Consider the following 21,677-nt stretch of genomic DNA (forward strand, 5'->3'; position numbering starts at 1 on the left):
TTAACTACTAAGGAAGCAAGATGGATATCAAAGTACCTGAACTACAAGGAATGATGGGTAAGGCTACGATTTCGGCAATTTACGTTAATGAGGGGGATGCCGTAGTACGAGACCAAACTTTATTTGATGTTGATTTTGATAAAGTGGTGTTGGAAGTGGTTGCTACCACTGCCGGGGTTGTTCATAGCTTTAGTGCCAAGCAAGGAGATTTAGCTATATCAGATCAAGTGGTGATGCAACTGAGAGAAAAAGTCGCTGGTGAGCAAACAACATCAGAACAATGACTCTTACAGTTGAACTCGTCGAGCAGGATTAACTGCTCGGCGTGTTTATTGATGTTTGAAAAACTAATTATGTTTATTAACTAAAGTGCATTATAAGGCGGGTTTAATTGGCGCTTTTGAAACGCTAGAATCGCAGTATTTTTGATTATACCGTCTTCAATATTAATCGCGCGACGGATGGTTTCATCTTTTTGCCATTGTGCCTTGCCTGCTAATACTGTAGGTAAGTATACAATCATGGCGGCTGAGATTGAACGTGTTGCGCTTTCCCATAAATAACTAGGTGTATGATCAACCGCGTAATAATCAACGGTTTTATAGCGAAACATCGGATTTGCAAATGTGGTAGGTTTAGCAAAAAAGAACCCCATACCTTCGTCACAGCTTACATCTATAATTAAACTATTTGCTTTTAGGCAGTCCGCTTCAGATTCAATAACAAAATTAACTGGGTTTGCAGTTTCTTGAAAAGTGCCATTGACGATAATATCGGCTTCGCTAATGAGCTCCGTTAGTGGCCGTTGCGTACCATCGTGTTCAACCACCATCATCCGTGCTTCATCGTGTTGGCCTTGGCGAACTTTAACGTAATGGCAGTCGAGGATCTCTTCGCGTACTTCGTGATCGGGGCGCTGGATGCAAATCGTAATATCTCTAAAACCATGGGCTTTGAGTGCATAAATTGCACCGCGACTAACAGCACCAAAACTAAAGATGATGGTTTTACGCTGATCACCATAATGTCCATCAATACCTTTGAGCTGCAGTGCGTGTAACACCGCACAGTAGCCGGCCATTTCGTTATTTTTATAAAAAGTATGACGACCAACATTGCCTTGCGGCGACCATACAAACATATCTTCAAACGCAATGAGAGTGAGCTTTCTATCAAGTGCAGCTTGGGTTATTTCGCGTTGTTGTACGCAATGTACGTAGCCCCAAAGGGTTCCACCTTCACGTAGCTCCTGTAAATCAGCAAGCACCGGTTTGGCGATGATCACGGTGCCTATTTTGGTTAAAATATCACTGCGACTTGCAACACCACCGGTTAATGCGGCTATTTGCGCATCGCTCACATTAAAAGCTTCGCCGTAGCCTTGTTCAAAGATCAGTTGTTTTCTAAGTTGTTCTGGAATGCGCTTAAGGTGGTCTGGGTGGATAGGGTAACGTCGTTCATCTGTCTTGCGTGACGTACCAATTACGCCAATAGTTAATTCACTCATGCTATCGCCTTGTTTAAAGTATGCTGAGTTCATAAACGAATGATGCTACTTCGCCAACAAACTGTGGGCTGTTTTACAGGCAAGCGAAACACTTGACTGTAAACAATGGTCTCAGTAAAGGGTTTTGTTATTTACTAAATTAGTATTTTTAATATAAAGCGGTTTTAAATCAGGTGGTTAACTTGCATAGAATGACAAGTTGAAAGTAAATATGACATAGCCGCGATTGGCTTCTGCGTATTAGCATTTGAGTATAACAGTAAAACAGTGGCGCATGCGGTTAACACAGCAATAAGAAAATTAAACAAGTACAATGACTGTGGTATTTTTTGTGATAAAAGGACTCGATACAGCGAGTCCCACTTTTTTAGCAGCTTACTTTTCCGCAGAATATGGGTCTTCAGCCATTAGGTAGGCTCTCAAATCTGCTTTTTGCGGTTGTGCATTAAGCCATGTTCTGAGTTCTTTCACTTTTGTATAAGTGTCTGCGCCGAATTTATCAGCATATATGTCACTAAAGTTTTGCTTGGTACTTTGCTCTCTAATTTGGTTTTGCCATTGCTGTGTTACTACTGCATTCAATGTACCAGCTAAGCCTTCTTCTTTTAGTAATTCCCATTCACCTGCATCTAACCAGATCCCACCTACTGGTGCGCTGTAATCAATACGGTGGTCAGTTGATGATGAAATACGAAACTTACGCATAATGACCCCCGATACTGGGCAAATTAACGCTTTTTTAGTGTCTTTAGCGTCGGCTTCGAATGAGATATTGTCAGCAAATGCAAAGTTTGGGTTACGCTCTTTCCAAGCTGCAAAGTCTTCGATTAGTATCCAGTGGCCATTACAGTGCGTGCATGTGTGCGAACGAAATTGACCTTCAATAAAACTCGGTTTAAGTAAACCTTTACCACAATTAGTACAATTCATAGTATCCCTTAATTTATTTTACTTACCCTGAAAAACCACCGTTAGGATAATTATTGCTATTTATTATTAATAATAACAATGATGTTACCGTATTTTTAGAATCAATAACAAAGCTTTGTTCTGTTTAACTGCAAATTTTAGCTAGCGCGTTGACTCTTCGTTTTTATTGCGTTTGCAACGCTGCGAGCAGTAAATAACGTTATCCCAGTCGCGCTGCCATTTTTTACGCCAAGCAAAATCACGTTTGCAAGTGGGGCAGGTTTTTTGCGGTAAAGTTAGTTTTTTATGAGCCATTGTGATGGTTTGTCTTGGTACTTTTTGTTCTAGGGGCGATGCTTACATGCTTTTTTAAAATCGCAGGAATAGCGCGCTTAACCTCAATACGTTCGCGATATTGCCAAAGCCGTTCTCTCGCTTCTTTAGACGCTTTGGTTAAATCAATCATCGGTGCAGGGTAATCGTCACCTAGTTTAAAGTCGTTAAATAATGCTTCCATGGGTGTTTGCTCCCAAGGTTCATGCAAGTATTCTACAGGCAGCTTTTCAAGCTCTGGGCACCATTTTTTTATAAATTCACCGCTCGGGTCTTGATCCTCAGATTGTTTAATCGGGTTGTAATGTCTAATAGTATTAATGCCCGTAACCGATGCTTGCATTTGTATTTGCGGGTAGTGGATCCCCGGTTCAAAGTCTAAAAAATAGTTAGCCAACGGCAGGCTTGCATGTTGCCAGCTGATGTTTAAATGATGCGTAACAAAACTAACTAACATAGCGCGCATTCTAAAATTAATATAACCGGTGGCTTTTAAACAGCGCATACAGGCATCAATAATAGGAATACCGGTTTGCCCCTGTGCCCAGCGTTCAATATCGCTAGTAACTTGTGCGTCATCACGATATGGAAATGCATGGTACCCCGGATTTAATGCTTTTAATTCCATGCTGCATTCGCTTTCAAACTTTTGCATAAAATGGCAATGCCAGTGCAGGCGAGATACAAATGCAGCAAGCGGGCGCTTCCAACCTTTTTTATCAGCATGAGTGCTATGGTATGCGTCAATCGCCATTTGATACACTTGCCTCAGGCTGATATTTCCCCACGCTAAATAGGGCGATAGCCTAGAGCAATGAGTACGGCTTAAACTAGGGCTAGATATTCCTTTTTGATAACCCTTACCGCGTTCAGCAAAAAAACTTTGCATTACTTCACGGGCAAGTCGTGGTCCCCCATGCTGAAAATGTTCATTATCTTGCGTATAGGCACTAGGCAGCTTGGGGGTTTTATAGTCAGTAAGGATGAGTGGCTTTATTTGCTTCCAATTAGGTATAGCAATAGGTGCTTGCATGGTTTGTTGCCAGCGTTCGTTCCAATTGTGGCGATTTTTTTTGCCACGTATCACAGCCCCAGTTGGCGACTCTAACCAGTTAATATGATGGTGTTGGCACCATGCTTTAATGGTTTTATCACGTTCAAAAGTGTTGTTTAGCCCTATTTCTTGATGGCTAAACATGTTTGTGATTGCAAACTGCGAGTGAAGCGATTCAAGTAGGGTTTGCATGTCTTCATTAAATATATACGCGCGGCTATTATAGCGAGCTAGTTGGGTATTTAAATCAACAATAGATTGATAGACAAAGCGCCAATGCCGCTCGTTGTAATGCCCATCGGCAAGCAGTAAAGGTTCAAAGTTATAAATTAATAGTGTGGGCAGGCCATTACTAAACGCATTTTTTAAAGGCTGATGATCGCTTAGGCGTAAGTCACGTTTAAACCAGACTATGTTTATTTTTTCTTTCATACTGGTGATATCAAAACCGTATCGTTTATAAATAATTAGGCATAAATAGTTTTATACGTATTAAATGTAAAAGTAGTTTAAAAGCGATTTTGTTAGACGACTAAAACTAAAAATATGAGTTTTAGTCGTTAGAATAGAGGTTACAAATAGGCTGGTTGATTGTAAGTGCTCAGGCAGACAGGTCTTGCTGCGTTGGTAAAGCGTCGAATGCACCAAACTTTGCGACAGTTGAGGCGCCACACTTAGCTGCAAAGTCGATTGCTTTTAATACTTTTTCAAAATTATTGGCCCAATCAGTAAATTCATTTTTATCACTTACTAGCGAAGCTACTTGGTATAAAAAACCGCCTACAAAAGCATCACCGGCAGCTGTGGTATCTACGACATTCGCTGGTGGACAAGGATATGTACCACTAAATGAGCATGAGGAAAATGTAATTGGCTCGCCACCATCAGTCATTAAAACCAATGACACGCCATTGTCTACCCAGCTTTTTATTGTGGTTTCAATATGCTCAATGCCATACAGGGCTATCAGCTCATCTTTACTTGCTTTAATAACATCAACCGTTTTAGCTATATCATTAATAATGGATGGGGCTGTAAGTGGTTCATCCCAAAAGGCAGGTCGAAAATTAATATCAAAGCATGTAACCGAGTCTGCTTCTTTAAAGTGTTTTAGTGCATTTAACGTAGTATTTAATATGTGAGCCTTAGCTAAAGAGCCTGAGCAAAAGCTCACTATTTTAGGGGCTGCAAATAAAGAGGGGGTTAAATCGGAAATCTGCAAATCATAATGCGCGGCGTCTTTATCGTAAAAATCAAATGTACGTTCACCGCTTTCATCTAATGAGACAAAGGCTAGTGCAGTTTTACCCTTTTTAGAAAAGCTAACATGTGATGTTTTAACATTATGTGTATCGAGTGCCTTTATTAAAAAACGACCAAACGGATCATCGCCTACCTTACCAAGCAGTGAGCTCAAACCGCCTAACTTTGCTACGGCGACAGCTACATTTGCGGGCGCACCTCCTGCAAATTGAGTGAATCCTGGCTCGCTGTTTAATACTGTTTTATCTATACAATCATTTGAGAGTAAATCAATTAAGGCTTCACCAATTGCAACTACTTCCATTACGTTATTCCTATAAAAATTGTCAGGGTATCGCCGCGTTTAAACGATACCTTTGGTTAAATCTAAGCCTTGACCACCAAGACAGTTATTGATTTTGGTGTCAAAAAATACGTCGCTTTATGTATCTTCTCGAATCAAGCCAGCTAACTTAGCTGGGTTAATGGCATTGATAGATTCACTCTTTTTTGACCAGATGTACCCGTTACGATTATGTGCCCAAATCCTAAACCATTTTTTGCTTTTGTTGCGTGTGATTAAAAACTTGCTGTTTTATCAACCCGCCTCACCAGTTTGGGCAAATTTGTAAATAGAATGTAGAGAACTAAAAGTAATAAATCAACTATTATTACTTATTTTTTTGTACAAGTTTATGGAGTTATTTAATTGAATTTATTTGCGGGTAATCCAGGATATTAAAGCGCCGGCGAATAGCGCCGGCTGCTTGATAAATTTATTGGAAGCTAGTTGTGGGAAAGGCTGACGTTATCTTGAGAAAAGTTTATAATTAACGGTAGGTTAGCGCAACCTATTGATTGAGCTTTAGCACCAATAGAGCCGCTTTGTACGGCACAGCGATAAATGCCACGATGATCGGCTTGGCTTAATTTTGACTTTGTTGCTAATACTATTTTCTCTCTTACATTGATAGGGATTGCACCATCAATCACAATGGCTTCAAAATCAAAAATAGCCAGTGAGCACAGTGCTGCATAGGCAAGGCCATCTGCAACTTGATCTATCCATTTATCTAAAACAGGGCCTAAATCTCCCCAATATTCTTTTGAACTCCACACTATGTCGGTATTGTAGCCATCATCTTTAAGCATTTTTTCAAGGATATACAGCGAAGACTGCATGATCAGCTGTTGCGATGTTAGTTGGCCTTCACTATTGAGTACAGGCCTTGGTAATGAGCCAATAGCTCCCGCATTGCCTTTTTTACCGGTAAATAAGGTTTCATTTATAACGACTCCACCACCAATAAAAGTGCCAATAAAAATGTATAAAAAATCGGTAAAGCGAGCTGGGTTGCCAAAGCTCAGCTCTGCTGAGCATGCTGCGGTATCATCATTACATACATAGACAGGAAGAGAGATGATCTGATTGATTCTTTGTTTAAAATCGAAAGACTTCCACTCATTCATTACTTTCTTTGGTGCGCCAGCTTCTTCAGTCCAATTCCAAATTTCAAAAGGAGTTGCAACACCAATACCTAGAATACGCTCGGCTAACTCGTCACTTAAGCTCATTTTAAGTACGCTGATACCTTTTTCTAGAAAAGTGAGCAGACTATTTACAGTAGGGTAGGCACAGTATTCATTTAAGGTTGCGCGAATATTTCCGACCAAGTCAATTAAGGTTAAATCATAACTTCGGCGACCAACTTTTAAGCCGATGCCAAAAGCACCATCAGGATTTAAGGCAAACGGAATCGTGGGTTGGCCAACACGGCCACGCTGTGGCTCTTTTCTTATTAATAACGACTCGGCTTCCAAGCTATTGATAATAACTGTAACGGCTTGTGCAGAAAGACCCGTTTTTTGTGCTATCTCGGCTTTTGGCGCACTCCCTTGTTGACGAATTAAAGACATAATTCGCCGTTCATTGTGAGCACGCAAGCCAGATTGGCTTCGGCCTTCTTGTGAGACGAGTCGAGGGTTTTTAGCTTTGATAATGATTCCTGTCTAATCTGTTATTGTCTTGAATAACTTAACTAATTGTACACTGAGCGGACATACTTGGCGACAGCATTGGTTTTATTACTGTGCTGATCATTTAATATTAAATTAACGACAGAGTACAATTAAGTATTGTTAAATGTAATAAATAACTATAGTTGATTTATTGACGAGGTGATATTTACCTGTTTAAATGCTTTACTCAAAGTTAACAACTGAGACATGGCAATGACCACACACACACATACAAAAACACCTCTTGTCTCTAAGGAGATGGTGGTTCCCTTTATTTTGCTTGTACTTTGCTTTGCAGCATGGGGTGCTGCAGCAAATATGACTGATCCGTTAGTTAAAGTATTTAGTAAAATATTTACTATGTCTTCAGTGCAATCGGCACTTGTACAGTTTAGCTACTATGGCGCCTACTTTTGCTTAGCCATTCCTGCCGCTTATATAAATAAACGCTTTTCTTACAAAACGGGAGTATTGACAGGCTTAGGCATGGCTGCGATGGGGGCATTTATGTTTTATCCCGCAAGCCAAGCAATGACTTACGGCTTTTTTTTAGCCGCTTTATTTGTGTTAGCTGGTGGTCTATCTATTTTAGAAACTTCAGCAAACCCCTATGTGATGGGAATGGGAAATCAGCAAAGTGCAACCCGTAGATTAAATTTAGCGCAATCTTTCAATCCTGTTGGTACTAATATCGGTGTGTTTTTAGCCGCAACCCTTATTTTACCTAGCCTAAATATAGCTTCCTCAGATGAGCGTGCAGCTATGATCGCTGAGCAACTAACTCAGGTAATAAAAGCAGAACTAGATGCGGTTATGGTGCCTTATGTGGGTATGGCTTGCGTACTTGTGCTTATTTGGCTGGCAATTGCATTTACTAAAACACCTAACTTTTGCAAGCAAAAAAAGGTATCTAAGCATGTCGATTTTCGTGCAACCTTTAAACGATTATTTAAAAATACACATTATCGCTTTGGCGTTATTGCGCAGTTTTTTAATGTTGCAGCGCAAACCTGTGTATGGACCTTTACCATTCAATACGTTATGGAAGCACTTGATACAAACGAAGTGACCGGTGGAACGTTTTTGCAATACAGTATGATCACTTTTCTGTTCTCTCGGTTTGTGATGACATGGCTTATGGGATTTATTAGACCAGCAAAACTATTAATGGCAACCTCTGTAATTGCGACGCTACTATGTTTATATATGGTGCAAATGCCAACTATAAGTGGCGTTTGGGCTTTAGTTTGTATATCGGCTTGTTTATCGTTAATGTTTCCCACTATTTACGCAATTTCATTACATGGTTTAGGCGATGATGCAAAGTTAGGTGCTGCCGGATTAGTAATGGCTATTTTAGGTGGAGCAATAGTACCCGTGGTACAGGCTGTATTTATTGATACCTTCAGTGTCGCTTTTTCTTATATTGTGCCAGCAGGCTGTTTTATTATTGTGGCTGGTTATGCAGCATTTGATTTAAAAACAAAAATTAGAACATTTAATAATGTTGCACCTTGCTAAAATGCACAAAACCGAGTCTTAAAGGCTCGGTTTTGTGTGCTACAACTTTTATTCTCACCACCGCTATTCTTTAAGCATTATTAACTGCTTAACGGCCAATCTGCGGCATCTAACGAGTCTATGGCGTGTACCTCATCACCTTGCCAGTGATTAATAAATTGATTATTAGCATCGTAGGTTTGGGTTTGCTTTACTAAATTGAAATGCCTACCCGAGCGAGGATCCGCGCCAACACCTGCAAGGTATTGCCAATTTCCCCAATTAGATGCCACGTCGTAATCAATCAGTTGTTGTTCAAAATAAGCAGCGCCAAAGCGCCAATCTAGCTTGAGCTCGTTTACTAAGCAGCTTGCAACTAATTGCCGGCCACGATTTGACATATAGCCGGTTTTATTCAGCTGTTTCATACATGCATTGACAATGGGATACGGTGTTGTGCCTGTGCACCATTGCTTAAATCGCTGTGGGTAAAAACTGGTTAGTGGCTTACGCTTTGTAATTCCGGCAAAAGAAAATAACTTATTGCCATAACGCAGGCTGTATAGTTGAAAGTATTCACGCCACAGTAATTCAAAATAAATCCAGTAAGTTGAGTCGTTTGCGCCATGAATGTGCTCATAATTACGCAAAGCGTTGACTATTTTCCGAGCACTAATGCAGCCATTAGCAAGCCAAGGAGAAAACTTGGTTGAGTTTTCAATACCAGCTAAAGCGTTGCGAGTTTCTTTGTAGGTAGATGGATTAGCACTTGAAAAGTAATCAGCTAGGTGATCAGTCGCACTTTGTTCACCACCTGCGAATAACGCTCGTTCTTTACTGACATTAGGCAATGTAGTTGGCCAAGGCATTGGAGCAATTAAAGGTCTGGCTATGTACTCTGGAGGATCTAAAAGTGTATTGATAGTGGGCGTTGTTTGCTCAATTAGCTTTCTGAATTGACTAAATGTTGCTGGCAGTTCATTAATAGTAAAAGGAAGTTGCTGGTTGTCATATAAGGTAAATGTATTAGCTTGTTTAATAACAAGATCACCATGATTTTTCGCTACATTGAGTAGCGTTTGCTGCTCATCGTAACCAATTTGTTCACTGCAATATAGAGTACGCACGTTGTGATGGTGATAATAATGTTCAATCACCTCATGAGCAGCTTGATGGTAGATCACTAAATGTTGCCCATAGTCTTTCAGAGTATTGTTTAACTGTTGTAAAGATTGCGCTAAAAACTGCCAGCGATGTTGTCCCATTGATTGGCAATCATGGTGATTGCTTTTAAACCATTGAGGGTCAATACAATATACAAAGCTAAGTGCTGTATCTTGCTTTGCAGCAAGAGAGATTAGTGCGTTATCGCTTAGTCGTAAATCGTTAGTAAACCAGTACAAAGAGTGTGTCATAGTAATAAAGCGTTTTTTTCATTTACTTTGTCTTTAATACGTAACAAAGTGAAAAGGCGTTTAGTTTAATGAGTTTAAATTTAATGAGGTGATGATGTATTTTGATTTAACTGATCCTGACGAGCAAAAAGGGGCATACAGTAAATTGGTTGGTGGGATCACGCCAAGGCCTATCGCATGGATAAGCACGTTAAGTAGTGATGGCGTGGCGAATATTGCGCCGTATTCATTTTTTACCGTGGCAAGTGTAAACCCGCCAGTGTTGAGTGTGACTCAGGTAAATCCAGCTGAGAATCAAAACAAGGATACCTTAAACAATTTACTGGCCACAAAAGAGTGCGTTATCAATGTGGTCAGTCATAATCTGGTGGAGCAAATGAATCAAAGTTGCGGTAATTTTTCTTCGCAAACTAGTGAATTTACGGCTGTGGGGATCGCATCATGTGCAAGTCAATCAGTAACTCCATTGGGGGTGGCAGCAGCTAAGGTTCGTTATGAATGTAGCTTACGTGACGTGGTCACTATTTCTGAACAAGAAGGTGGCGGGCAAATGATGTTATTAAATGTAGTTGGTATTTATATTGATGAAAGTGTACTTGTTAACGGCTATATTGACCCAAGAGCTATAAATACCGTTGGTAAAATGGGCGGAGATTACTTTACGACAACGCATGATTTATTTAGCTTGGCTAGGCCAGAGATTTAGCTGAAATTTTACGTTATTTTATGTTTATACCTTTTACGTATAGTAAAAACCGTGCAGTAAAAAGCCAAGTAATAATTACTTGGCTTATATACGGTTAATTTTTTAGCTTAGTTGAGTGCCATAGTGAGAGATATCTCAGCATTCATTAATTTTGAGATAGGGCAGCCTTGTTTGGTTTGCTCGCACAGTTTTTTAAATTCTGATTCAGCAATACCGGCAATTTTTGCCTCTACACTTAAGGCTATATGACTAACCTCAAAGCCATCATCCACTTCATCTAAACTAACCACTGCACTGGTGGTGATATCATCAGCAACGCAATTTGCTTCAGTTAACGCAAGTGATAGCGCCATACTAAAGCAAGCACTGTGCGCCGCAGCTATTAGTTCTTCTGGGTTAGTGCCCGCTTTATCTTCAAAGCGCGTATTAAAACCATAGGGCTGATTATCTAAAGCGCCGCTTTCGGTGCTAATTTGACCTTTACCAGATTTAATATCGCCAGACCAATGTGATTGTGCAGATTTCTTAATCGTCATACTCATCTCCTTTGTAATAATTTCGCTAACTGTGAAAAGATTTCACCTTTGCATAGCGAAATGGGCGGTTTATAGAGAGTGTTGCAACATAAGCACCAAGTTTACAAAAGTATTGAATGTTGAGTTACACGGATCCACTGACGATAAGAATGTGTAATAAATGAAATCAGCATGGCTAACTAAAAAGCGGTCCTTACTGACCGCTTGTTTATCAAAAAATTAAAGTGCCGATACGTAATCTGAAATTTCTTTACTAGCGGCGTTTTTGCTGTCATCACCACCTGGCATATTTAGGCCTTCAGCATAAATAAAGTCCACATCGTTGATACCTAAAAATGCAAAAAAGTCTTTTAGATACTTAGTTTGCGTATCCATATCAGTACCTAAGTACATACCGCCACGAGCAGCAAGAATAACTACTTTAGTATTTTCAACTAACCCAACAGGGCCTGTTTCAGTGTATTTAAACGTAATGCCAGCGCGAGCAACACGATCGATCCACGCTTTTAATGTAGATGGAATACCAAAGTTATACATAGGGACGCCCATCACGATGAGCTTATTATTTTGCAGCTCAGTGACCAACTCATCAGAAATAGCAGCCAGTTTATTTTGCTCATCGCTACGCTCTGAAGGCTCTGTCATCCATGCGCCCATTTCAGCTTGAGTTAGGTGTGGTAATGAGTTTTCGGCAACATCACGACGAGTCACTGTAATGTCAGTTTTTTGTGTAAGCTCAGCAATGAACTGCTCACTAAGCTGATGTGAATTACCGTTTTCACCGTTGAGTGATGAGTTGATTAATAATACGTTCTTCATAGCCGTTCCTTTAATTGTAAATTACTAATAAGAGCATATCCTTTTATATTACAAATTAACAATGCAATTTAATGGCTTAACCATTCGATTTAAGAGAATGTTTTAGTTTGCTGCTGAGTGGTTTTTGGTTATCAAATTGCGCTGTTGTTTTGCTACTACTGAAATGATGGCGATTACACTCTGCGATATTTGTTTGTCGTCGCCTTTTACTATTCTCTAAGTTAGCATCGAGATGGCACATTAAGCTTGCTACGTATATAAAGGTTAAAAAAATGTAATTGTAACTTTATTAATTATTTAAATAAGATTAAGCTCAAGGCACTAATACAATAAGCAATAACAACAATAAAAAGGAAGTTTAGTGATTGATATAATTAAACATACACCGCTGTGGGTGTTCGCGTTATTTGCCGGCCTGATTGTGCTTGGTGTCAAACAAACCCGAGCAAGAGAGGTCACGTTACGCAGTGTTTGTGTGTTACCTGTCGCAATGGCTGGCCTGTCAGTTTTTGGGGTGTACTCCGCATTTTCTGGTGTAATTGCATTAGCAGTTTGGTTTGTGTGTTTAGTACTTGGTTGGGGAGTCGCTCGTCAATTCGGTTTGCCAAAGGGAGTGCGCTACATAAGTGAGCAGCATGTGTTTCATATACCTGGTAGCAAAGTACCATTTATACTAATAATGGCCATTTTCTTTACTAAATATTGTGTTGGAGTGATGTTGGCAATACAACTAGCAGTTACGCAAAGTACAGAATTTATGGTTATTGTCAGCGCGATTTACGGTATTTTAAGTGGCATATTCTTAGCTCGCGGCTTACAGATCCTGCAGGCGCGAGATAACCAAATAGATTTACAGCCAGCATAAGTAACAGCGCGGTTAGTCATACTAATCGCGCTGTTAGGTTTTCGTTAAAAGTCGCTTTTACTGTGGCGCTCGGCTAGTTGCTCATCTTCTGGGCCCCAAGTCCGGTTAACTCTACGACCACGCTTTACTGCAGGGCGGCGTTCAATCTGTTTTGCCCAGCGCATCACGTGGGTATATGATTCAACATCTAAAAACTCGGCGGCGTCGTATAAATATCCCAATACCAGCGAGCCATACCATGGCCAAATAGCAATATCTGCGATTGAATAGTCACTACCAGCCATGTAATCATGATCACTTAAATGGCGGTTTAATACATCTAGCTGGCGTTTAACTTCCATCGTAAATCGGTCAATAGGATATTGCATTTTGTGTGGTGCATAGGCATAGAAATGACCAAAACCACCGCCTAAATAAGGTGCTGATCCCATTTGCCAAAATAACCAGTTACGGCATTCGGTTTTACTGGTGTGGTCGCTTGGCACTAGCGCATCAAACTTCTCTGCTAAGTATTGTAAAATAGCACCTGACTCAAACACTCGCGTTATAGGGGTCGTACTGTGATCCATCAGCGCTGGAATTTTTGAATTAGGGTTAACACCCACAAAGCCTGAGCCAAATTGATCGCCATCGCCGATTTTAATTAAAAACGCATCATATTCGGCTTCAGTGATACCAAGCTCTAACAGTTCTTCAAGCATGATGGTGACTTTTTGGCCATTAGGGGTTGCCAGTGAGTAAAGCTGAAGAGGGTGCTCACCAACGGGTAAATCTTGCTGGTGCGTAGCGCCTGCAATTGGTCGATTTATTTTTGCCCAGTCACCGCCACTTTCCGCGTCCCACTGCCATACTTTAGGCGGGGTATAGTTTTCGCTGTTACTCATCAAAACTCCTTAAACGTTGGTTACTTTAATTAAGGTTACGAACAACCCATCCTAGTTGATCATTTAGAGCAAGGGAAGCAAAGATAACTTTCATGAGTAATATGAAGATCATTTAGATGATGCAATGTTTATGTTGTCTCCGTTACTCAGCTTTAAATTACGACATTTAATCTTTGAGCCACTGAATACTTTCTATGAATTTGAACGACAATTGCGTTACCACATATCAATGAGTAATGTTATTAAATATGAGCTAAGCAGAGCTGCAGAGCTCATTCGTACAACTACGACCATCCCTTGATTGAGCATGACCACCAAAGCACTGATCACGCCGTTGTATTAGTGACAATGACGCTGAGATCATAAGGTATAATATAAACTGCCACGCCACGTAATAAGCATATCGTGTGTTTATTGGTTTACATCGCGGCTATTTTTTAAGTGTTTTTTGTATAATTAGAAGATAAACCTGCAACTACTTAACTCTATTTAATGGAGTAAAAAAAAGTGTATTAATGCCACTTTATTTTATCCGGTTTAAGAATTGAAGACTCTACTTTTATTTGCTCGAGGTTGATCAATTGCTGCGTTTTTTCAGTGATGGCTACAAATAAATTATCATCGTAACAATCAATGTCGCTTAGTCCTACCCAAGCATTTCTTGTTGATTCTTTCGCTGCATACAAACAGTGATCGGCAATATCTACAACTCGTTCCCAATTTAAACTTTCGGGATTATTTATTGAAAAAGGAAAACTAGCATAGCCAATTGAGCATGTTTTTTTGATAATAGTTCCGTCATCTATGACAAAATTATGCATTTCAAACGATGCTCTTAATCTTTCCGCAAGTAGCGGTGCATTTTTTCGGTCGGTAAAGCGGGCAACTACTAAAAACTCTTCACCTCCCCACCTCACAAGATAGTCGGTATTTCTAAAAACGTGTTTTAAAATAGGTTTAATTTGCATTAATACGCTATCACCTGCGGCATGACCATAAAGATCATTTATTTGTTTAAAGTGATCTAGGTCGATTATAAAAAAGATTAAGTCTGATTCACTATGATTTTCAATATCATTATTTTGATCATGAGTGCGATATTTTCGTAGCACTAAGTCAATGTCTGTTTGCAAATTATTAGCGACAAATCGTCTGTTATTTAACCCTGTGAGTTCGTCGGTTACAGTAATTTTAGCTAGTTCTTCATTCGCTTTTTGTAAACCTAGTGTCCGTTCAGCCACTTTAATTTCTAATTGCTCATTTAGCTTCTTTATAAATATGACTTTTTTGCGTTGCGCGCGCACAAATAGCCAAATAATGAACAGGAGTAACGTGCAATAAAATGAGTATGCCCACCATGATAGCCATGGCGGTGGTAATACAGTGACTTTAAGGGCTACTCCTTTTTCGTTCCAAATGCCATATGGATTGCTGGCTTTAACGCGTAAAATATAATTGCCGGTTGGTAAATTGGTATATGTTGCGCGGCGGTTTTTATAAGTAGTTGTGATCCACTTTTCATTAAAACCTTCCATTTTATAGGCATATTGATTCTTTTTGGGATTGGAAAAATGCAGTGTACTAAATTCAAATGTTACAAGGTTTTGTTGATGAGTTAAGGTGATTGCAGAAGTGGAGTGAATTGGTTTTTCTAAAGAATAGCTACTATTAGGCGTGTTTTTAATTATGTCTGATTTTTTATCTAATGGTACTACATTGCTGATAGGTACGGATTGGTTAGATAGTAACATATCGGTAATAACAACCTTTGGTTGTTGGGTATCACTGATTATTTTATCGGGGAAAAAACGATTAAAACCATTGATCCCGCCAAAAAATAATTCACCGCGTTTATTTTTAAATGATGCATCAGCATTAAACTCGTTACTTTGTAATCCATCATCCATATTGTAATTTTTAAATGTTTTTGTATTAAAATCAAAGTTAGATAAACCAAGATTTGTGCTCAGCCAAAGACTGCCTTTATTGTCTTCTTCAATCCTATAAATAACGTTATTAGGTAGGCCATCTTTTTTCAGAAAACGAGTGAATTTACCGGTAGTTTTGTTGAATAAGTTAAGGCCACTGGCGGTACCTATCCAAATATTTCCTTTTCGATCTTCGGTAATCGCGTAGACAGTGTCATTACTTAAGCTGCTAGGATCTGTTGGCTGATGTTTGTAATTAATAAATTTTTCGGTGTTTGGATTAAAAACATTAAGGCCCTTCCAAGTCCCTAGCAAAAGATCACCTTGTTGATCTTCAGTGATCACCCGAATACTGTCATTACTTATGCTATTAGGGTTATCTGCTTGATAGCGATAATGAGTAAATTGCTCCGTAATTGGATTAAAGCGATTAAGACCTTTCCACGTGGCAAACCAAAGATCGCCATGCTGGTCTTCAGTAATGGCACTAACCGCATTATCACTTAGGCTGTTAGCATTGCTAGGATCATGACGATAGTGAGTAAATTCCCCTGTCATTGGATTAAAACGATTAAGGGCATTACCATCAGTGCCTATCCAAAGATTATTTTGGCGATCTTCAGTGATGGCATAGACTTTATCGTCGCTCAAACTGTTGGGATCATCTTCATTATAACGGTAATGAGAGAACTGCTCGGTGACGGAATCAAAGCGATTCAAACCGCCTCCCCAAGTTCCTACCCACAGTATGCCTCGACTGTCTTCGGTAATAGCGCGTATTATATTATTACTTAAACTGTTGGGTTTATTAGCTTGATGATGGTAGTGAGCAAATTGTTTAGTAAGTGAGTTTAAGCGATTAAGTCCGCCGCCATCGGTTCCTATCCAAAGATTACCCTGTTGGTCATAAGTGATGGCTCGAATATTGTCATTACTTAAACTATTTAGGTTTGTTGTCTGATTGCGATAGTGGGTAAATTTTTGGGTTTTTAAGTTGAGATAATTGAGTCCACCACCTAAAGTTCCTAACCAAAGGTTACCTTCTTGATCTGCGGTAATGGCTGCTATTTCATTATGGCTCAGACTCTTGGGCACAGTTGCATTATGGATATAGCGAGTAAATTTATCGTAAGTGATATTAAAATAATTAAGGCCGCCACCCTTTGTTCCTACCCATAGATTACCTTGTTTATCTTCAAGAATGGCACTGACAGCATTATTACTTATACTATTAGGGTTTGTTGCTTGGTGTTTGTAATGAGTAAATTGTTCAGTGATAGGATTAAAACGATTTAAGCCGCCACTCCACGTGCCTACCCATAGGTTTCCTTGTTGATCTTCAGTAATAACACTAACAGCATCATCACTTAAGCTTGCAGAGTTTGCTTGCTGATGACGATAATGAGTAAATTGTTCGGTGACAGGATTAAAACGGTTAAGGCCTCCACCGTCTGTCCCCACCCAAATATTTCCCTGTTTATCTTGCGTAACAGCATGCACGGTATCATTACTTAAACTGTTTAGATTTGTTGCTTGATGGCGATAATGCGTAAATTGTTCAGTTGTAGAGCTAAAGCGATTTAGGCCACCACCTCTGGTGCCGATCCAAAGATCGCTCTGTTGATCTTCAAAAAGAACAGTTACATAATTATTTGAGAGTGAGTGGAGATTATCTAAACTATTTTTGAAAACTTTAAACTCATAACCATCATAACGGGCCAAACCTTCTTCAGTACCAACCCATAAAAACCCTTTACGATCTTGTAACACCGCTTTCGCGCTGCTTTGAGGTAAGCCATCTTTGATAGATAGACGTTCAAAATGAACTGATGGCGCGTTAGCAAAAGCAAATGACATTGCAAATATGAGTGCTAACAAAACTATGCTCAGGTGTTTAATTATCTTTGTCAAAAATAGGACTCCGATCTACTATGTTTTATGGCTAAATAATTCTTAAAAAGAGTAATAATCAGCTAATAGCTACTCTTGATTGTAGTTATTTACCTGTTGAGCCATCGTTTACGCTAGGAAAATAGCAGCTTCGATTCATAATCATACTTTGAGAGTTATACACGAAGAAATAGTTTCTTGTTAAGGTATTGCTTTAATTATAGGTTCTATAACCGAGTGTAGTTAGTTATTAAGTAAATTTAAGTAGCTTAATCATTAAAAAGGCTCAACATTATTGGCAAAGTATAATAATTTAGCAGTATCAATATCTGATTAATAGCTAGCAAAATGCTGAAATCACTAATACAAGATTGCGGTTTCAGACTCTGGATAAAACAAACCTGCAGCTAAAGTTGGTTCCATATCGATTGAGCGCCCCTAATTTACTCGAAGTTTGTTACCTGCTCAGCAATAATTATGGTTATTTTGCTGTACCGCCCACGATTATAGTTATTGCCAAGATGGTACGTATGAGCAAAGGCATATTGTTGATAATGGACTTCGTGAATGTGTAGCTGAAGTAAGCGAGGCGTAAATAGCACAACTCATGCTCGCGGTGTGCGTGTTGGCGGTAGTCCATATTCTCCAACAACATTTAGATGGGGTTATGGTTGGCCTTATCCTCTAGGATATAAAGCGCTAACCGAAATTGAGAAAGCGCAAATTGAATTAATCCGAGATAATGACGGTTAATATTTTATCTTTAACCTTGCTAACTTTAAAGCTTGTAACTTGCGCTTTTCTTATCTTGTTTTGCTAAATAATAGCCAATAAGAATACCAGCGAGTGCGCCAAACAGGTGGCTTTCAAATGACACATGGGGACGCTGTGGCAAAACACCCCAAATTAAACCACTATATAAAAATACCACCGCGACACTAATAGCAATGGCCTTAAATGACCGATGCATAATGCCGTAGCAAATTAAAAAGCCCCACAAGCCATAAAGTACACCGCTCAGGCCAACGTGAATATTAGCGCGACCAAATAGCCAAACCAGTAATCCTCCAACCACAGCAGTAAAGATAAATACAGCCCAAAACCGTTTGACGCTATATTGGCAGACTAGCCAGCCAAGCACTGCAAATGGGATTAAGTTACTAAGCAAATGTGCCCAGCCGCCATGTAAAAAAGGCGCGAAAAAAATACCCGTTAAGCCACTTAGACTGCGAGGGTAAATACCTAATCCATTTAAGTTAACGCCTGGTAAGCTATTAATAATTTGCAGTAAAACACACAATAAAATAATACCAATAAGCGTAAAGCGTTTACTGACTAGAGGGGGAATGCTCAAAGAGCTTTTTGGGTTTGCCATACATCACTTAATTTTTAAATATGTTTGACTGAGTATACCTATCCTGATGCTTAATTGAAAAGCCTTGCTGGGTTAAGCAAGGCTTTAGTTACAATATTAAAGAATTAGCCTAATTGGGTCAGCAGTTTTTGCGCTGCAAGCTCAGAGCTGGCAGGATTTTGACCGGTGATCAATAAGCCATCGACTAATGCGAGCACACCCCAATCATCCGTTTTTTGGTAATCACCGCCTTTTTTGATTAGCTCATCTTCTACCAACAATGGAACAATGTCAGTAAGTTGCACTGCGGCTTCTTCACTGTTGCTAAAGCCAGTTACTTTCTTACCTGCAACCAATGCACTGCCATCTGAATTTTTAGCATTTAAAAACACGGCACTTGCGTGGCAAACAGCTGCAACAGGTTTTTCTGTTTTGATAAAGTCTTCAATCAATGAAATTGAGTCTGTATTGTCAACTAAGTCCCATAATGGGCCATGACCGCCTGGGTAAAATACGGCGTCAAAGTCGCTGGCATTTACATCACCAAGCGCTTTTGTATTGGCCATCAATGTTTGTGCTGCACTGTCGTTATCAAAACGTTTTGTAGCATCTGTTGCGGCATCAGGTGCGGCGCTATTTGGATCAATCGGTGGTTGCCCGCCTTTTACTGATGCGAGTGTAACCTCAGCACCGGCATCAATAAATGCATAATAAGGAGCCGCAAATTCTTCAACCCAAAAGCCCGTTTTATGACCGGTATTGCCAAGCTCTGCATGAGAGGTAAGAACCATAAGTATTTTTTTAGCCATAACCATATTCCTTCTGATGATTTAAATTTTTAATTTATCTTACTAACTACTATAAGCACTAAGGTCACTTTAAACAACGATGATAAATTCAACTTTATTGGTTTAATAGTTGATACAATAAAGTAAGTCAGTATAGGAGATCTTATGAAGGTATCGTTTGAGCAACTCAAAAGTATGGTGGTATTTGCACAAATTGTAGAGCAGGGCAGTTTAACGGCGGCCGCCAAACAATTGGGGTTTACTCGTGCAGTGGCAAGTTATCACTTAAAAAAATTAGAAACCCAACTGGAAGTGACGCTGCTTAATCGTTCAACGCGAACTATGGCACTGACCGAAGCGGGGATTGCTTATTATGAGCGCTGCAGAATTATTACTGAGCAAGCTAATGCGGCTAAACAGCAAATAGAAAATATAAAAAGCGAACCACAAGGCTTACTTAAAATTAGCTGCCCGGTGAATGTCGGTATGCAGTTGGTTGTGCCTGCAATCAATGATTTTAAACGTCAGTATCCCAAAATCGATATTGATTTACAGTTAAGTGATGAAGTGATTGATATTATTAAAAATGGCTTTGATTTTGCGATTCGCGGTGTGGCGCTTAGTGACTCCAATTTACAAGCGACTAAACTCACTACGATGAGTACCTGTATTTGTGGCTCGCCAGATTATTTTGCCCATTACGGTAAACCTAAAACTTCAGCGCAATTAAGCGAACATAAATGGGTGGTGTATCAGCTCGGCAGTAAAACATTAACGCTACAAAAAGATGGTAAAAAGCATAACTTAACTATGCAAGGTGGTTTAAGGACTAATAACGCTGCGGCGCGAACTGCTTTTGTTGAAGCAGGCCATGGTATCGGGCGTATTCCACTTTACGATGCATGGCCAAAAGTTCAAGCTGGGCTATTGGAAATTGTACTCGATGACTATAAAAGTAAAGATATAGAACTTTACGGCGTATTTCCACCCGGCGGCGCCGATTCTAAGAAGTTGCGCTTATTTATCGATTATTTAAAGGATTATTTTATAAAAAGGCATACCGCATTGGGTATGCTTAAAAATGTCTAATTTATGGCTTACAAAGTACGGTTAAATAATGCAACGGCTTGCTGGTACATGGTGATTGCTAGTGCGCCGTCGTATCGCTCACCCTCATCACGCATAAAGGCATGTTGGGCGTTAACTTCTTGCCATTGGTAATTAATACCCGTACTAACAGCTTGTTGATAAATTTTGTCGCGACCTTGTTGTGGCACATGGGGGTCTTGCTTTCCCCAAATAAAGTGAATCTCACCTTGTATATCAGCCATGCGTTCAAACGAGTTATTACCGGCTTGTGCGGGGAGTGTATCGCTATGAATGTCGGTGGCATATAAGCAAAGTGCGGCTTTTATGTGTGGGTTTAATGCGGCTCTATAAGCTAAGTGACCGCCAATACAGACACCCATAGTACCTACAGAGCCGGTGCAATAGTCTTGTGTTTGTACAAAGTCGATTAACGCTTGGGTATCGCTGTCGTGGGATTCAAGCGGTTTTGCCCATTTATCGTTATTGCCTTTATCTTTACCCGCATCATCATAGGCAAGCACTGTCCCGATAGGGTTTAGCTCATGAAACACTTCTGGCACAAGTACTACAAAACCATGGCTTGCTAAAAGTGCAGCGCTGCGAGCAATAGGCGCGGTTTGCTGAAATATTTCAGAATAAAAAATAATCGCGGGAAATTGCCCTGACATTTCGGGGCGGTAAACCGTGGTGCGCATTAAACCTGTTGGGGTAGGCAAGCTAAAGTATCCCCAGAATTAGCCTTTATATATCAATGAACTAATAGTATTAAAAAATGTGGGAAGCGAGGGAACATTCATGGTGTTTTGTGATCTTATGAATCGCTTAAAAACAACAGAGCT

General features: G+C 39.8%; 19 protein-coding genes. 5 read left to right on the forward strand and 14 right to left on the reverse strand.

What is annotated here, in order from left to right:
* Nucleotides 1-20: 20 nt before the first annotated feature.
* Nucleotides 21-284: a biotin/lipoyl-containing protein gene (locus H5201_RS04895; RefSeq protein ID WP_149980857.1), complete on the forward strand. Its 264-nt coding sequence runs from the start codon at nt 21-23 to the stop codon at nt 282-284.
* 80 nt (nt 285-364) lie between these two features.
* Here the strand turns inward: H5201_RS04895 and H5201_RS04900 are convergent, their stop codons facing one another.
* From H5201_RS04900 to H5201_RS04925, 6 genes are all read right to left on the reverse strand, one after another.
* Complete coding sequence (locus H5201_RS04900) at nt 365-1,507, reverse strand: N(5)-(carboxyethyl)ornithine synthase (RefSeq protein WP_182717038.1); 1,143 nt, start codon at nt 1,505-1,507, stop codon at nt 365-367.
* Between the two features lie 375 nt (nt 1,508-1,882).
* On the reverse strand, nt 1,883-2,437 hold the full coding sequence (locus H5201_RS04905; protein ID WP_182783829.1) for a zf-TFIIB domain-containing protein: 555 nt from the start codon (nt 2,435-2,437) through the stop codon (nt 1,883-1,885).
* A 141-nt stretch (nt 2,438-2,578) separates the two neighbouring features.
* On the reverse strand, nt 2,579-2,731 hold the full coding sequence (locus H5201_RS04910; RefSeq protein ID WP_145237463.1) for a DUF2256 domain-containing protein: 153 nt from the start codon (nt 2,729-2,731) through the stop codon (nt 2,579-2,581).
* Nucleotides 2,721-4,235, reverse strand: a complete 1,515-nt coding sequence (locus tag H5201_RS04915) for a cryptochrome/deoxyribodipyrimidine photo-lyase family protein (protein ID WP_182783831.1) — start codon at nt 4,233-4,235, stop codon at nt 2,721-2,723. The genes H5201_RS04910 and H5201_RS04915 overlap by 11 nt, the downstream gene beginning before the upstream one ends.
* Nucleotides 4,236-4,404: 169 nt before the next feature.
* On the reverse strand, nt 4,405-5,370 hold the full coding sequence (locus H5201_RS04920; RefSeq protein ID WP_182783833.1) for a carbohydrate kinase: 966 nt from the start codon (nt 5,368-5,370) through the stop codon (nt 4,405-4,407).
* 461 nt (nt 5,371-5,831) lie between these two features.
* Nucleotides 5,832-6,989, reverse strand: a complete 1,158-nt coding sequence (locus H5201_RS04925; protein ID WP_220491209.1) for an ROK family transcriptional regulator — start codon at nt 6,987-6,989, stop codon at nt 5,832-5,834.
* Between the two features lie 288 nt (nt 6,990-7,277).
* On the opposite strand from H5201_RS04925, the gene fucP reads away from it, so the two are divergent.
* Nucleotides 7,278-8,585: an L-fucose:H+ symporter permease gene (gene fucP, locus H5201_RS04930; protein ID WP_182783835.1), complete on the forward strand. Its 1,308-nt coding sequence runs from the start codon at nt 7,278-7,280 to the stop codon at nt 8,583-8,585.
* Nucleotides 8,586-8,665: 80 nt separating this feature from the next.
* On the opposite strand, the gene H5201_RS04935 is transcribed toward fucP, so the two are convergent.
* Nucleotides 8,666-9,979: a DASH family cryptochrome gene (locus tag H5201_RS04935; RefSeq protein ID WP_182783837.1), complete on the reverse strand. Its 1,314-nt coding sequence runs from the start codon at nt 9,977-9,979 to the stop codon at nt 8,666-8,668.
* A 94-nt stretch (nt 9,980-10,073) separates the two neighbouring features.
* Between H5201_RS04935 and H5201_RS04940 the strand changes: the two genes are divergently transcribed.
* A complete protein-coding gene (locus tag H5201_RS04940) occupies nt 10,074-10,685 on the forward strand; it encodes a flavin reductase family protein (protein WP_182783847.1) in 612 nt (203 codons plus the stop codon).
* A 107-nt stretch (nt 10,686-10,792) separates the two neighbouring features.
* Here H5201_RS04940 and H5201_RS04945 read toward each other — a convergent pair whose 3' ends face one another.
* Together H5201_RS04945 and H5201_RS04950 are read right to left on the reverse strand one after the other, a co-directional pair.
* A complete protein-coding gene (locus tag H5201_RS04945; RefSeq protein ID WP_182783839.1) occupies nt 10,793-11,221 on the reverse strand; it encodes an OsmC family protein in 429 nt (142 codons plus the stop codon).
* 219 nt (nt 11,222-11,440) lie between these two features.
* Nucleotides 11,441-12,040, reverse strand: coding sequence for an FMN-dependent NADH-azoreductase (locus H5201_RS04950; protein WP_182783841.1), 600 nt, complete (start codon nt 12,038-12,040; stop codon nt 11,441-11,443).
* A gap of 361 nt (nt 12,041-12,401) precedes the next feature.
* Here H5201_RS04950 and H5201_RS04955 point away from each other — a divergent pair, with 361 nt between their 5' ends.
* Entirely contained in the window at nt 12,402-12,905 is a 504-nt protein-coding gene (locus H5201_RS04955; RefSeq protein WP_182767472.1) for a DUF6622 family protein, read from the forward strand.
* A 44-nt stretch (nt 12,906-12,949) separates the two neighbouring features.
* On the opposite strand, the gene yghU is transcribed toward H5201_RS04955, so the two are convergent.
* The 4 genes from yghU to H5201_RS04975 form a co-directional block, all read right to left on the reverse strand.
* Nucleotides 12,950-13,789 carry a glutathione-dependent disulfide-bond oxidoreductase gene (gene yghU / locus H5201_RS04960; RefSeq protein WP_149980847.1) on the reverse strand — a complete coding sequence of 280 codons (840 nt, stop codon included), beginning with the start codon at nt 13,787-13,789 and terminating at the stop codon, nt 12,950-12,952.
* Nucleotides 13,790-14,301: 512 nt separating this feature from the next.
* Nucleotides 14,302-17,595 (reverse strand): two-component regulator propeller domain-containing protein, encoded by a 3,294-nt coding sequence (locus H5201_RS04965; RefSeq protein WP_259399655.1) that lies wholly within the window; start codon nt 17,593-17,595, stop codon nt 14,302-14,304.
* Nucleotides 17,596-18,385: 790 nt separating this feature from the next.
* Complete coding sequence (locus H5201_RS04970; protein ID WP_145237407.1) at nt 18,386-18,982, reverse strand: rhomboid family intramembrane serine protease; 597 nt, start codon at nt 18,980-18,982, stop codon at nt 18,386-18,388.
* A 104-nt stretch (nt 18,983-19,086) separates the two neighbouring features.
* A complete protein-coding gene (locus H5201_RS04975; protein WP_149980845.1) occupies nt 19,087-19,770 on the reverse strand; it encodes a type 1 glutamine amidotransferase domain-containing protein in 684 nt (227 codons plus the stop codon).
* A 144-nt stretch (nt 19,771-19,914) separates the two neighbouring features.
* On the opposite strand from H5201_RS04975, the gene H5201_RS04980 reads away from it, so the two are divergent.
* Nucleotides 19,915-20,838, forward strand: coding sequence for a LysR family transcriptional regulator (locus tag H5201_RS04980; RefSeq protein WP_182717048.1), 924 nt, complete (start codon nt 19,915-19,917; stop codon nt 20,836-20,838).
* An 8-nt stretch (nt 20,839-20,846) separates the two neighbouring features.
* On the opposite strand, the gene H5201_RS04985 is transcribed toward H5201_RS04980, so the two are convergent.
* Complete coding sequence (locus H5201_RS04985; protein ID WP_182783849.1) at nt 20,847-21,533, reverse strand: dienelactone hydrolase family protein; 687 nt, start codon at nt 21,531-21,533, stop codon at nt 20,847-20,849.
* Nucleotides 21,534-21,677: the final 144 nt, after the last annotated feature.

Origin of the sequence: Pseudoalteromonas sp. SG43-6, assembly GCF_014164365.1 — a bacterium.
Lineage (GTDB): Bacteria > Pseudomonadota > Gammaproteobacteria > Enterobacterales > Alteromonadaceae > Pseudoalteromonas > Pseudoalteromonas rhizosphaerae.

Excerpts from the sequence above, each read along its gene's own strand:
- H5201_RS04945 (WP_182783839.1), bottom strand. The coding sequence starts at position 11,221 with ATGACGATTAAGAAATCTGCACAATCACATTGGTCTGGCGATATTAAA.
- H5201_RS04905 (WP_182783829.1), bottom strand. The coding sequence starts at position 2,437 with ATGAATTGTACTAATTGTGGTAAAGGTTTACTTAAACCGAGTTTTATT.
- H5201_RS04900 (WP_182717038.1), bottom strand. The coding sequence starts at position 1,507 with ATGAGTGAATTAACTATTGGCGTAATTGGTACGTCACGCAAGACAGAT.
- H5201_RS04985 (WP_182783849.1), bottom strand. The coding sequence starts at position 21,533 with ATGCGCACCACGGTTTACCGCCCCGAAATGTCAGGGCAATTTCCCGCG.
- H5201_RS04935 (WP_182783837.1), bottom strand. The coding sequence starts at position 9,979 with ATGACACACTCTTTGTACTGGTTTACTAACGATTTACGACTAAGCGAT.
- H5201_RS04910 (WP_145237463.1), bottom strand. The coding sequence starts at position 2,731 with ATGGCTCATAAAAAACTAACTTTACCGCAAAAAACCTGCCCCACTTGC.
- H5201_RS04950 (WP_182783841.1), bottom strand. The coding sequence starts at position 12,040 with ATGAAGAACGTATTATTAATCAACTCATCACTCAACGGTGAAAACGGT.
- H5201_RS04980 (WP_182717048.1), top strand. The coding sequence starts at position 19,915 with ATGAAGGTATCGTTTGAGCAACTCAAAAGTATGGTGGTATTTGCACAA.
- H5201_RS04915 (WP_182783831.1), bottom strand. The coding sequence starts at position 4,235 with ATGAAAGAAAAAATAAACATAGTCTGGTTTAAACGTGACTTACGCCTA.
- H5201_RS04970 (WP_145237407.1), bottom strand. The coding sequence starts at position 18,982 with ATGGCAAACCCAAAAAGCTCTTTGAGCATTCCCCCTCTAGTCAGTAAA.
- H5201_RS04975 (WP_149980845.1), bottom strand. The coding sequence starts at position 19,770 with ATGGCTAAAAAAATACTTATGGTTCTTACCTCTCATGCAGAGCTTGGC.
- fucP (WP_182783835.1), top strand. The coding sequence starts at position 7,278 with ATGACCACACACACACATACAAAAACACCTCTTGTCTCTAAGGAGATG.
- H5201_RS04895 (WP_149980857.1), top strand. The coding sequence starts at position 21 with ATGGATATCAAAGTACCTGAACTACAAGGAATGATGGGTAAGGCTACG.
- yghU (WP_149980847.1), bottom strand. The coding sequence starts at position 13,789 with ATGAGTAACAGCGAAAACTATACCCCGCCTAAAGTATGGCAGTGGGAC.
- H5201_RS04920 (WP_182783833.1), bottom strand. The coding sequence starts at position 5,370 with ATGGAAGTAGTTGCAATTGGTGAAGCCTTAATTGATTTACTCTCAAAT.
- H5201_RS04940 (WP_182783847.1), top strand. The coding sequence starts at position 10,074 with ATGTATTTTGATTTAACTGATCCTGACGAGCAAAAAGGGGCATACAGT.